The organism is Verrucosispora sp. NA02020 (assembly GCF_013364215.1).
Lineage (GTDB): Bacteria > Actinomycetota > Actinomycetes > Mycobacteriales > Micromonosporaceae > Micromonospora.
Window position 1 is genome coordinate 950,897 of the sequence record NZ_CP054923.1, and the last position, 12,096, is coordinate 962,992.

11 protein-coding genes are annotated in these 12,096 nt (G+C 71.9%); 7 read left to right on the forward strand and 4 right to left on the reverse strand.

Annotated features, from left to right (window positions below; translation table 11 throughout):
• Positions 1-43 precede the first annotated feature (43 nt).
• Both cysD and HUT12_RS04085 read left to right on the forward strand, forming a co-directional pair.
• Complete coding sequence (cysD, locus tag HUT12_RS04080; protein WP_131051669.1) at positions 44-955, forward strand: sulfate adenylyltransferase subunit CysD; 912 nt, start codon at positions 44-46, stop codon at positions 953-955.
• Positions 955-2,274, forward strand: a complete 1,320-nt coding sequence (locus tag HUT12_RS04085; protein ID WP_176092524.1) for a sulfate adenylyltransferase subunit 1 — start codon at positions 955-957, stop codon at positions 2,272-2,274. The genes cysD and HUT12_RS04085 overlap by 1 nt, the downstream gene beginning before the upstream one ends.
• A 337-nt stretch (positions 2,275-2,611) precedes the next feature.
• Here the strand turns inward: HUT12_RS04085 and galK are convergent, their stop codons facing one another.
• Both galK and galE read right to left on the reverse strand, forming a co-directional pair.
• On the reverse strand, positions 2,612-3,769 hold the full coding sequence (gene galK, locus HUT12_RS04090; RefSeq protein ID WP_176092525.1) for a galactokinase: 1,158 nt from the start codon (positions 3,767-3,769) through the stop codon (positions 2,612-2,614).
• A complete protein-coding gene (gene galE, locus HUT12_RS04095; RefSeq protein ID WP_131051666.1) occupies positions 3,766-4,749 on the reverse strand; it encodes a UDP-glucose 4-epimerase GalE in 984 nt (327 codons plus the stop codon). Before galE ends, galK begins: the two co-directional genes overlap by 4 nt.
• 116 nt (positions 4,750-4,865) lie before the next feature.
• On the opposite strand from galE, the gene HUT12_RS04100 reads away from it, so the two are divergent.
• Genes HUT12_RS04100 through HUT12_RS04120 form a run of 5 tightly spaced genes read left to right on the forward strand, consistent with a single transcriptional unit; the run spans position 4,866 to position 8,942 of the window.
• Positions 4,866-5,867: a hemolysin family protein gene (locus HUT12_RS04100; RefSeq protein WP_176092526.1), complete on the forward strand. Its 1,002-nt coding sequence runs from the start codon at positions 4,866-4,868 to the stop codon at positions 5,865-5,867.
• A 33-nt stretch (positions 5,868-5,900) separates the two neighbouring features.
• Complete coding sequence (trpS, locus tag HUT12_RS04105) at positions 5,901-6,926, forward strand: tryptophan--tRNA ligase (protein WP_176092527.1); 1,026 nt, start codon at positions 5,901-5,903, stop codon at positions 6,924-6,926.
• Positions 6,927-6,975: 49 nt separating this feature from the next.
• The gene (locus HUT12_RS04110; RefSeq protein WP_236145582.1) at positions 6,976-7,521 is read left to right on the forward strand and encodes a 2'-5' RNA ligase family protein; all 546 of its coding nucleotides are present in this window, start codon (positions 6,976-6,978) and stop codon (positions 7,519-7,521) included.
• A 3-nt stretch (positions 7,522-7,524) separates the two neighbouring features.
• Entirely contained in the window at positions 7,525-8,448 is a 924-nt protein-coding gene (locus HUT12_RS04115; RefSeq protein WP_131051662.1) for a YihY/virulence factor BrkB family protein, read from the forward strand.
• A gap of 56 nt (positions 8,449-8,504) precedes the next feature.
• Positions 8,505-8,942, forward strand: a complete 438-nt coding sequence (locus tag HUT12_RS04120) for a hypothetical protein (RefSeq protein WP_176092528.1) — start codon at positions 8,505-8,507, stop codon at positions 8,940-8,942.
• 129 nt (positions 8,943-9,071) lie between these two features.
• On the opposite strand, the gene HUT12_RS04125 is transcribed toward HUT12_RS04120, so the two are convergent.
• Both HUT12_RS04125 and HUT12_RS04130 read right to left on the reverse strand, forming a co-directional pair.
• A complete protein-coding gene (locus HUT12_RS04125) occupies positions 9,072-10,703 on the reverse strand; it encodes a glycoside hydrolase family 13 protein (RefSeq protein WP_131051660.1) in 1,632 nt (543 codons plus the stop codon).
• Positions 10,704-10,908: 205 nt separating this feature from the next.
• On the reverse strand, positions 10,909-11,991 hold the full coding sequence (locus tag HUT12_RS04130) for a LacI family DNA-binding transcriptional regulator (RefSeq protein WP_236145581.1): 1,083 nt from the start codon (positions 11,989-11,991) through the stop codon (positions 10,909-10,911).
• Between the last annotated feature and the right edge of the window lie 105 nt (positions 11,992-12,096).

Below are 12,096 nucleotides of genomic sequence, written 5' to 3' on the forward strand. Positions count from 1 at the left end.
AAAGGTCTGGAAATCGGATGACCGAGCGAATCGAGCCGGTGTCATGACCGCCACCGCTGCCTACCAGGTGACGCATCTCGACGCGTTGGAGGCGGAGAGCATCTTCGTGATGCGCGAGGTGGTCGCCGAGATGGAGCGGCCGGTCCTGCTGTTCTCCGGTGGCAAGGACTCGATCGTGATGCTGCGCCTGGCGCAGAAGGCGTTCGCTCCGGCCCAGATCCCCTTTCCGGTGATGCACGTCGACACCGGCCACAACTTCCCCGAGGTGCTGGACTACCGGGACCGGCGGGTCGCCGAGCTGAACCTGCAGCTCGTCGTGGCCAGCGTGCCGGAGGCACTGGCCAGCGGGTTGGTCCGGGAGTCGGCGGACGGGATGCGCAACCGCATCCAGACGCCGGTGCTGCTCGAGGCGGTGGAGAAGCACCGGTTCGACGCGCTCTTCGGCGGGGCCCGGCGGGACGAGGAGAAGGCCCGCGCCAAGGAGCGGGTGTTCAGCTTCCGTGACGAGTTCGGCCAGTGGGACCCGAAGAACCAGCGTCCGGAGCTGTGGTCGCTCTACAACGGCCGGCACCACCCGGGTGAGTCGATCCGGGTGTTCCCGCTCTCCAACTGGACCGAGTTGGACGTGTGGCACTACATCGCCCGGGAGCGGATCGAGCTGCCGTCGATCTACTACGCGCACGAGCGCGAGGTGGTCGAGCGCGACGGGATGCTCTACGCGGTCAACGAGTTCCTGCCCGCGCGGGCGGGGGAGGAGCGGTTCAAGGCCCAGGTGCGCTACCGCACCGTCGGCGACGCCTCCTGCACGGCGGCGGTGAGCTCGGACGCGGACACGGTCGACAAGGTCATCGAGGAGGTCGCGGCGACCCGGATCACCGAGCGCGGGGCGACCCGTGGTGACGACCGGGTCAGCGAGGCCGCGATGGAGGACCGCAAGCGGGAGGGCTACTTCTGATGACGACCGAGACGCTCGCGCCGGGCGACGCCGAGGGCCGGGCCGTCGGGTCGGAGGCCCGACCGATGGACCTGCTGCGCTTCGCCACCGCCGGCAGTGTCGACGACGGCAAGTCGACCCTGATCGGCCGGCTGCTGTACGACACGAAGTCGCTGTTCACCGACCAGTTGGCCGCGGTGGAGGCGGTCAGCGCGGCCCGGGGCGACGAGTACACGAACCTGGCGCTGCTCACCGACGGCCTGCGCGCCGAGCGGGAGCAGGGCATCACCATCGACGTGGCGTACCGGTACTTCGCCACGCCCCGTCGCAAGTTCATCATCGCCGACACCCCCGGGCACATCCAGTACACCCGGAACATGGTCACCGGGGCGTCCACGGCCGATCTGGCGCTGATCCTGGTCGACGCCCGTAAGGGCCTGGTCGAGCAGTCCCGCCGGCACGCCTTCCTCTGCTCGCTGCTGCGGGTGCCGCACCTGGTGCTCTGCGTCAACAAGATGGACCTGGTGGACTACTCGCAGGACGTCTTCGACCGGATCGCCGACGAGTTCACCGCGTTCGCGGCGAAGCTGGACGTGCCGGACCTGACCGTGGTGCCGATCTCCGCGCTCAAGGGCGACAACATCGTCACCCGTTCGGAGAGCATGCCCTGGTACGAAGGCCCGGCGCTGCTGCACCACCTGGAGCGGGTGCACATCGCCAGCGACCGGAACCTGGTCGACGTCCGGTTCCCGGTGCAGTACGTGATCCGGCCGCAGTCGACGGTGGTCACCGACTATCGCGGCTACGCCGGTCAGGTCGCCTCGGGGGTGCTCAAGCCGGGTGACGAGGTGATGGTGCTGCCGTCCGGCTTCACCAGCCGGATCGCGTCGGTGGAGACCGCCGACGGGCCGGTCGGGGAGGCGTTCCCGCCGATGTCGGTGACGGTACGGCTGACCGACGAGATCGACATCTCGCGGGGCGACATGATCTGCCGCCCGAACAACGCCCCGGCGGTGGCGCAGGACATCGAGGCGATGGTCTGCTGGATGGACGAGAGCCGGCCGTTGCAGGTCGGCGGCAAGTACGCCATCAAGCACACCACCCGGTCGGCCCGGGCGATCGTGCGCGGCCTGCACTACCGCCTCGACATCAACTCGCTGCACCGCGACGAGACGGCGACCGAGTTGCGGCTCAACGAGATCGGCCGGGTGCGGTTGCGGACCACCGTCCCGTTGCTGGCCGACGAGTACCGCCGCAACCGCACGACCGGTGGTTTCGTCATCATCGACGAGACCACCAACCGCACCGTCGGCGCCGCCATGATCGTCGAGACCGCCTGAGCACACGGGGCGGCCGGGCAGATACCCGTTCCCCACGGCGCCCCCCTGCCCGCTCTCGCCACCCTGGTTACCCTCGTCGCCTCACCCGATGACCCCGGGCGCGGCGACGAGTTGCCAGATCCTGCTCGATCCTGGATCGAGTGGTCTCGGTGCCGCCACGAGGCCACTCCATCCGGGATCGAGCGTGATCATGGGCGGTATGTGCGGCGAGAGTGGGACGCGAGTAGGCGGTGTGTGCGGTGGCGGGCGAGCTGATCCGTCCACGCCATCAGCTCGACAGGCGGTGGGTGAGGACACCCCGGGCGTGCGAGAACCGAGGACATCTCGTCGGTGTGGGTCAGGCGAGGCGGGTCGCGCCTGCGGCCGGGAGCGCGGTGAACCGGTTGGGGGTGACGTAGCCACGGGCGGCGTAGGCCGCCGCGACGGCGTCGCCCACCGCATCGGCCCGGTCCGCCTCGACCAGGGCCAGGACGCAGCCGCCGAAACCGCCGCCGGTCATCCGCGCGCCGAGTGCACCGGCGGCGAGCGCCGTGTCGACGGCGGTGTCGACCTCCGCGACGGTGATGGCGAAGTCGTCGCGCATGGAGGCGTGCGAGGCGGTGAGCAGCGGACCGATGCGCCGGATCTCCCCGGCGCGTAGCAGGGCGACGCTGTCGCGTACCCGCTGGTTCTCGGTGACGACGTGCCGGGTCCGGCGGCGGGTCTCGTCGTCGGGCAGTCGGGCCAGCGCGTCGTCGAGGGCGTCGGCGGGTACGTCCCGCAGGGCCGGCACACCGAGCAGGTGCGCGGCCTTCTCGCAGGTGGCGCGGCGGGACGCGTACTCGCCGTCGGCGTGCCGGTGCGGGGCACGGCTGTCGATCACCAGGATCGCCAGGCCGTCGTGGTCCAGGTCGAACGGGACATGGTCCACCTGCTCGGTGCGGCAGTCGAGGAAGAGGGCGTGCCCGGCCCGGCAGCGGATCGCGGCCGACTGGTCCATGATGCCGGTGGGCGCGCCGACGTAGTGGTTCTCGGCGCGCTGCGCCAACCTCGGCTGGAGCGTGGCGGGCAGGTCCAGCCCGCCGAGATCGACCAGCGCGGTGAGCACGGCGGCCTCCAGTGCGGCCGAGGAGGACAGGCCGGCGCCGAGCGGCACGTCGGAGGCGACGGCCAACCGGGCGCCGGGAACCGGGTGGCCGGCTTCGCGCAGCGCCCACACCACCCCGGCCACGTACGCGGCCCAGCCGGTGACCCGGCCGGGGGCGGCCACCTCGTCGGCGCCGAAGTCGACCGTCTCGCCGGTCAGTTCGGACCAGACCGTCCAGTCCTCGGTGGGCCGGGGCGCTGCGGCGACGACGGTGCGCAGCGGCAGCGCGAACGGCAGCACGAAGCCGTCGTTGTAGTCGGTGTGCTCGCCGATCAGGTTGACCCGGCCGGGAGCCGCCCAGCGGCCGGCGGGTGGTGCGGCGTACGCCTGCCGGAAGCCGGCCTCGGCGCGGGCGGCGACGTCGGTCACGGCCGACCCGACACGTGCGCGCGGTAGAAGGTCCAGGCGTCGGAGACCATGTCGTGCAGGGTCGGCTTGCGCGGCTCCCAGCCCAGCTCGGCGCGGGCCAGCGCGGAGGAGGCGACCAGTTCGGCCGGGTCGCCCTCGCGGCGCGGTGCCACCTCCACCGGCACGGGGTGGCCGGTGACCTCGCGGACCACCTCGACGACCTGCCGGTTGGTGAACCCGTTGCCGTTGCCGAGGTTGTAGATGCGGTGTCGTCCCGGGGTCGCCGCGTCGAGGGCGAGCAGGTGGGCGCGGGCCAGGTCGGCGACGTGGATGTAGTCGCGGACGCAGGTGCCGTCGGCGGTGGGGTAGTCGTCGCCGAAGAGTTGCAGCTTCTCCCGCCGGTCGGCGGCCACCTCCAGCGCGATGGGAATGAGGTGGGTCTCCGGGTCGTGCCGCTCGCCGAGGGCGGTGTCGCCGTCGAGGTACGCCCCGGCGACGTTGAAATAGCGCAGCGAGACGGCGGCCAGGCCGTGCCCGGTCGCCTCGGAGGTGAGCGCCATGTCGACGGCGAGCTTGGTCGCGCCGTACGTGTTGGTCGGGGCCTTGACGGCGGTCTCCGGGATGGGCAGCTCGGTCGGGTTGCCGTAGACGGCGGCGGTGGAGGAGAAGACCATCCGGGGTACGCCCGCGGCGCGGACGGCGTCGATCAGCGCCAGTGACCCGACGGTGTTGGTGTGCCAGTACTTCTCCGGGGCGGTCATCGACTCGCCGGCGGCGATCAGGGCGGCGAAGTGCAGCACGCCGTCGAATCCCGCCTGCGGGGTGAGCACCCGGGCCGCGTCGTGGATGCCGGCCTCGACGTGGGTGGCGTCGGGCGCGAGCGCCTCCCGGTGGCCGGTGCACAGGTCGTCCAGGACCACCACGTCGTGCCCGGCGTCGAGCAGCATCCGGGTCACCACGCTCCCGATGAAGCCGGCGCCGCCGGTGACGAGCAGTTTCACGTCGTTCTCCTCCTACCTGGACCTGTGGTGGTCACCCTACAACTCCACCACGACCGACCATTTCTGAACAGAGTCGAACACCACCGTGCCGCCTTCCGCTGACTACCATCACTGTCATGCGGGCAGCGCGTCGGCGCGGACCCAGGCGACGGGGCGCACAGCGGTCCCGCCGCCAGCCCGGGCCGGTGGCCAGAGCCGTCGCCCGGGTGGTGGTGCGGGCCGCCGACGGCACCCTGCGACTCGTCACCGACCTGCTCGGCGCCGGGTCGGCCGCCGGTCGGGAACGCATCAGCGAGGCCGAGCTGCGCGACCTGGTCGCCGCGAACACCGTGCTCGACCCGGTCGGTCGTCGCATCATCGACGAGGTGCTGGTGGCCGGTGCCAGCCTGGTCCGCGAGGTGATGATGCCCCGCACCGAGGTGGTGTTCCTCTCCGCGGCGCTGACCGTCGCCGAGGCCGCACCCCTGGTCCGCGCCGGTACGCACACCCGCTATCCGGTGGTCGACGGCACCCACGACGACGTGGTCGGTGTGGTGCACCTGCGCGACGTGCTGCTGCGTCCGGACCGCGACCCGGGCACCACCGTCGGCGAGCTGGCCCGGGAGATCAAGCGGCTGCCGGCCAGCAAGCGGGTGCTCGCCGCGTTGACCGAGATGCGGCGGGAGGGGCACCACCTGGCCGTGGTGATCGACGAGTACGGCGGCACCGCCGGCATCGTCACCTGTGAGGACCTGGTCGAGGAACTGGTCGGCGAGATCCACGACGAGTACGCCGACTCGCCCGAACCGGCTCTCGCCGGGCTGCCCACGGTGGTCGACGGACGGCTCAACCTGACCGACTTCGCCGAGCGCACCGGCGTGCACCTGCCGCACGGGCCCTACGAGACGGTGGGCGGCTTCGTGATGGCGGCGCTGGGTCGGTTGCCCGCAGCGGGCGACGAAATCCCGGTGCCCGGGGCGGGCGACGATCCCGCCGCGTCCGGCGGCTGGCTGCTGCGGGTGCTCACCCTGGAGGGACGCCGGGTGGCCCGGCTCGCGGTCACCGTCGCCCGCCTGCCCGAACAGCGTCGCGATCCGGGCGGCGTCGCCGAGCGGGCGCGACCTGCCGGCCCGTCATGACGGACGCAGGGTGTTGCTGACAGAATCGGCGGCATGTCCGACGTTCCCGCCCGCCCGCGCGTCTTCTCCGGCATCCAGCCGACGGCCGACTCGTTCCACCTCGGCAACTACCTGGGCGCGGTCCGGCACTGGGTGGCGTTGCAGGAGTCGCACGACGCCTTCTACTGCGTGGTCGACCAGCACGCGATCACGGCGGGACACGAACCGAAGGTGTTGCTCCAGCGGTCGCGGACGGCCGCCGCGCAGCTGCTCGCCGTCGGGCTGGACCCGGAACGCTGCACCCTGTTCGTGCAGTCGCAGGTGCCCGAGCACGCGCAGCTTGCCTGGGTGCTGGGCTGCATCACCGGTTTCGGCGAGGCGAGCCGGATGACCCAGTTCAAGGACAAGTCGCAGAAGCAGGGCAACGAGCGCGCCAGCGTCGGGCTGTTCACGTACCCGATCCTGCAGGCCGCGGACATCCTGCTCTACCAGGCCCACGCCGTGCCGGTCGGCGAGGACCAGCGGCAGCACCTGGAGCTCTCCCGGGACCTGGCGCAGCGGTTCAACTCGCTGTTCGGCAAGACCTTCACGGTGCCCGCGCCGCACATCGTGAAGGAGACCGCCAAGATCACCGACCTGCAGGACCCGACGGCCAAGATGTCGAAGTCGTCGTCCTCCCCGGGCGGCATCGTGGACCTGCTGGAGGACCCGGCCCGCTCGGCCAAGAAGATCCGCTCGGCGGTCACCGACACCGGTCGGGACATCATCTTCGACGCCGAGACCAAGCCGGGCGTCTCCAACCTGCTCACCATCTTCTCCGCGTTGAGCGGGCGCGGCATCGACGACCTGGTCGCCGCGTACGCCGGCAAGGGCTACGGCGACCTCAAGAAGGACCTCGGCGAGGTGGTGCGGGAGTTCGTCACGCCGATCCAGCAGCGCACCCGCGCGTACCTCGACGACCCGGCCCAGCTCGACAAGCTCCTCGCGGGCGGTGCGGAGAAGGCCCGGGCGGTGGCGGCGCCCACGCTGCGCACCGCGTACGAGCGGGTGGGTTTCTTCCCGCCGGTACGCGGCGAGTAGTCGCCCGCGCGAGGGCGAGCAGTCGGTGGCCGGAGAGGTGACGCGGAGCGTGGATCAGGGCAGCGGTGTCCCGTCGACCGACGACATCGTCCAGATCGGCATCGCCGTCGACATCCCCGAGCCGTGGGGCGGCGAGCTGACCCGGCGCCGACTGGCCTCCGGCGACCCGAACACGGTCCCGGCCCACGTCACCCTGCTCGGGCCGACCGAGATCCCGGTGTCCGCGCTGGCCGCGGTGGAGGGGCACCTCGACCGGGTCGCCGCCGAGCACCTGCCGTACACCCTGCACCTGCGCGGCACCGGCACCTTCCGGCCGGTGACGCAGGTGGTCTTCGTGACGGTGGCGGCCGGCATCAGCGAGTGCGAACTGCTCGCCGCCGCCATCAACGCGGCCCCTCAACTTCGCCGTGAGCTGCGCTTTCCCTACCATCCACACGTGACGGTGGCGCAGGACGTCGCGCCGGAGGCCCTCGACCGGGCGTACGAGGACCTCGCCGACTTCTCCGCGATGTTCGAGGTGGAGGGCTTCACCCTGTTCTCGCACAGCGGGCAGACGCGGTGGCAGCCCCGCCGGTACTTCCGGCTGGGCGGCTGACCGGTGAACCTGCTGGGACGGGTCGAGGCGGGCGTCGACCGTGGCCTGCGGAGCGCCCGGCACCGCTCCCCGGCCTTCGGGCACCTGTGGCGGGCCGGGGTGCGCTACACCGACCTGCACGGCGGGCGGTTGGCCGCCGCGATCGCCTACTACGGCTTCTTCGCGGTCTTCGCCCTCGCCCTGGTGTCGTACGCGGCCTTCGGCGCGATCCTGGACGAGAACGACGAGCTGCGCGCGGGGGCGGAGGAGTTCCTCCGGGAGAACCTGCCGTTCCTCGATCCGGCGCAGGTGGCCGAGAGCAGTGGCACCGTCGGCGTGGTGGGCCTGCTGATCCTGATCCTGACCGGGATCGGCTGGGTGGAGGCGATCCGGTCCTCGCAGCGGCTGATCCACGGCCTGGACCAGCACCCCGGCAACCTGGTCGTCCGCCGGTTGGTCGACCTCGGCGTACTCCTCGTGGTCTTCGTGCTGCTCGGCGTCTCGGTGGCGGCGGTCGACGCGTTGGAGACGCTGCTGCGGTTCCTGCTGCGCAGCACCGGCTCCGTCGGGCTGACCACGGTCAGCGCGGTGCTCAGCGTGGTGGTGAACGCGGTGCTGGCGACGCTGCTGCTGGTGGCGGTGCCCCGGCTGCGGATGAGCCGGGCCCGGTTGCGGCCGGTGGTGCTGCTCGTCGCGGTCGGCATCACGCTGCTCAACACCGTCGGGCGGTTCTGGGTGGGGCGGGTGGAGCACAACCCGGCGTACACCGTGGTGGCCACCGCCGTGGGCCTGCTGGTCTATCTCTACCTGCTCAACCAGTTGGTGCTCTTCGGTGCCGCGCTGGCCGCGACCAGCCGACGCGGCCAGGTGGTCGACCTGGCGAGCCGTCCCCGGCCCGTCGACCTCGACGTGGAGAGCGATCCCGGTACCCCCGGCGGGGCCGGTTGACCGTGATGTGTGGGGAACCCGCCCCCACCTCGTCGGGCACCGACGATGATGGGCCCGTGGGGGCACTTGTGACGTTGGACCTGCCGAGCGACTCACCGATGCTCGACCTGCCGTGGATCATCACGTTCGGGCCGCTCGGAGACGCCGACGAGTGGGAGCCGGTGGTCTGCGGGCCGTACGAGCGGCCGCACGCGCTGGCGCTGGCCGAGACGGTGGTGGCCGAGGAGTCGTTGATGGCGGTGGTCGAGCCGCTGGTGCCAGCGGTGAACGTGGCGCAGATCCGTGGTGAGATCGCCGCCGCGCAGCTCGCCGCCACCGACGAGACGGTCCGGGTGGACCAGGCCGACCTGTACGGCGACTACGAGGACACCGTCGACGAGGAGGAGATGGCGGCGGCCGAGCGGGGGGACACGGGCGGGCCGCTGCCGGTGCCGGACGAGGACGAACTGCGGGCCGGCTTCGCCCGCATCGCGACGCGGCTCCCCGGAGGCTGACGAACCACCCGGCACCGGTGCCCGGACGTCGTCGTCCGGGCACCGGTGCCCGCACCGCACCCCCCACCACAAGGGGTCGTCGTCCCGGTCATCCCGGCGGGGACCAGGTCGTCGGGGGTGATACCCCGGTCAGCGCCGTTCGAACCAGGCGGCCGTGTCACCCGGGAGCAGGTGGCCGCCGTCGTGTTCGGTGAGCGGCGCGCTGGCCACGAGCGGCGTGCCGTACCCGTCGATCAGCACCGGCGAGTCGCCGGTGTTCACCACGCAGGTCAGCACCACGGAGTCGACCTCCCGGTGGAACGCGAGCACGTCCGGGCCGGTCTGGCGCCAGGTGATGCCGCCGACGCCGGCCAGTGCCGGATGGGTGTGCCGGATCCGCAGCGCCGCCCGGTACAGCTCCAGGGTCGAGCCGGGCACGCCGGCCTGGGCGGCGACCGAGAGGGACTGCCAGGTCGCCGGGGCCGGTAGCCAGCTCAGCGCGCTGCCGGCCGGTCCGAAGCCGTACGGTGCCAGGTCACCGCTCCACGGGATCGGCACCCGGCAGCCGTCGCGGCTCTCGCCTGTACGCAGGAAGGCCGGGTCCTGACGCAGCTCGTCGGGCAGGTCGAGCACCTCGGGCAGCCCCAGTTCCTCGCCCTGATAGAGGTAGGCGCACCCGGGCAGGGCGAGCATCAGCAGCGCGGCGGCGCGGGCCCGGCGCAGCCCGACCTCCCCGTCGCCGTACCGGGTGACGTGCCGTTGCCGGTCGTGGTTGGAGAGCACCCAGGTGGTGGGGGCGCCGACGATGGTGGACTCGCCCAGCGCGGTGTCGATCACCTTGCGGAACGAGTCGGCCGACCAGGTGGCGTCGAGGAAGTCGAAGCTGAACGCCTGGTGCAGCTCGTCCGGGCCGATGTAGCGGGCCAGTCGCTGCGGGGTCTCCGCCCACGCCTCGGCCACGGCCATCCGGCCGCCCGGGTAGCTGTCCAGGATGGGACGCCAGGTGCGGTAGATGTCGTGCACCTCGTCCTGGTCGAAGTAGGGCAGGCGGCCCTTGCCGAGCAACTCGGACTGGCGACGGCCGGTGGTCATCGAGCTGAAGCCGACGTCCGGCAGGCCCTCCGCCTTGATCATGCCGTGGGCCACGTCGATGCGGAACCCGTCGACGCCCCGGTCCAGCCAGAACCGCAGGACGTCCTCGAACTCGGCGCGTACCTCCCGGTGGCGCCAGTTCAGGTCGGGTTGGGTCGGGTCGAACAGGTGCAGATACCACTGGCCGTCGTCGACCCGCGTCCAGGCGGGGCCGCCGAAGATGCTCTCCCAGTCGTTCGGGGGCTGCGCACCGTCTTCACCCCTGCCGTCGGCGAAGAGGTACCGCGCCCGCTCGGCCGCGCCGGGGGCGGCGGCCAGCGCGGCCTGGAACCACGGGTGCTGGTCGGAGGTGTGGTTCGGGACCAGGTCCACGATGATCCGCAGCCCGAGCGCGTGCGCGTCGGTGATCATCGCTTCGAAGTCGCCGAGGGTGCCGAACATCGGGTCGACGTCGCGGTAGTCGGCCACGTCGTAGCCGCCGTCGACCATCGGCGAGGTGTAGAAGGGGGTCAGCCAGAGCGCGTCCACCCCGAGGTCACGCAGGTAGGGCAGACGTTCGCGGATGCCCTGGAGATCGCCGATGCCGTCGCCGTCGGAGTCGGCGAAGCTGCGGACGTAGACCTGGTAGACGACGGCGGATCGCCACCAGTCGGCGTCGGAGGTCAGCGGCGACGGAGTGCTGGCGGTCATCGGGTGTTCCCCGTTCTGTGGTGCGGGACGGCGGCACCCGGGCGTGGGCGAGGTGGCGCGGGTGTCTGAGAAGGATGCCGCCCCGCCTCTGCAAGAGTCAAGCATTTCTTGCGCAAGGGGGGCGGTGGATGTGCCGCTCCGAAGGCGGCAGGCGGCCGGAATCAGCCCGACCTTCACGCCAGGCGGAGGTGGCAGGTGTCCGGCGTCACGCCGGGATCGACAGCACCGGCGACGCCGGTCGCCGACCCTGGCCGCCCTGCGGGGCGCTGTCGTCCCGACGGGCCACCGCGGTCGAGCCGCGCACCACCAGCTCGGGACGGAAGAGGTACTCCGAACGCGGGGCGGCGTGGCCGTTGATCTCGTCCACCAGGGCCCGGACCGCGGCGACCGCCATCGCGGTCACCGGCTGGCGCATGGTGGTCAGCGGCGGGTCGGTGAAGGCCATCAGCGGCGAGTCGTCGTAACCGACCACCGACAGGTCCTCCGGGACGGAGAGTCCGCGCTGCCGGGCGGCCCGGATCGCGCCGAGTGCCATCAGGTCCGAACCGCAGACGATCCCGGTGACGCCCCGCTCGATCAGGCGGCCGGCGGCGGCCTCGCCGCCCTCCACGCCGAACAGGGAGAGTTCGGTGAGCTCGCGCAGTTCGTCGTCGTCGAGCTGGACGAGGCGCGCCATCGCGGTCTTGTATCCGCTGACCTTGCGCTGCACCGGCACGAACCGGTCCGGCCCGGTGATCAGGCCGATCCGACGGTGGCCCAGGGCGCCCAGGTGCGAGACGGCCAACTCCGCCGCCTCGCGGTCGTCGCAGGAGACGAAGGGCGCCGGGATGCCGGGGGCGTATCCGTTGATCATGACGATCGGCAGCGGCCGGGCGATCAGGGTGCGGTACCGGTCGTGGTCGGCGGCGGTGTCGGCGTGCAGCCCGGAGACGAAGACGATCCCGGAGACCTGCCGGTCGAGCAGCATCTCCACGTACTCGTCCTCGCGGACACCGCCGGGGGTCTGGGTGCAGAGCACCGGGGTGAACCCGGTCGGGGCCAGCGCCGACTCGATGATCTGGGCGAAGGCGGGGAAGATCGGGTTGTCCAACTCCGGCACCACCAGGCCGACCAGCCCGGCGCTGCGCTTGCGGAGCCGGGCGGGGCGCTCGTAGCCGAGCACGTCGAGGGCGGTCAGGACGGCCTGCCGGGTCTCGGGTGCCACGCCGGGCCGGTCGTTGAGCACCCGCGACACCGTGGCCTCGCTGACGTCGGCCTGCTGGGCTATGTCGGACAGGCGAGCGCGCATGGCCGCACTGTAGCTCACCCTCAACTTCTTGCGCAGTGGTCGGCAAGAACTTGCAGAAGTGGGCAGCAGGCGGCGGTTCGCTCTCACATCGGCGCTGTCGCAACG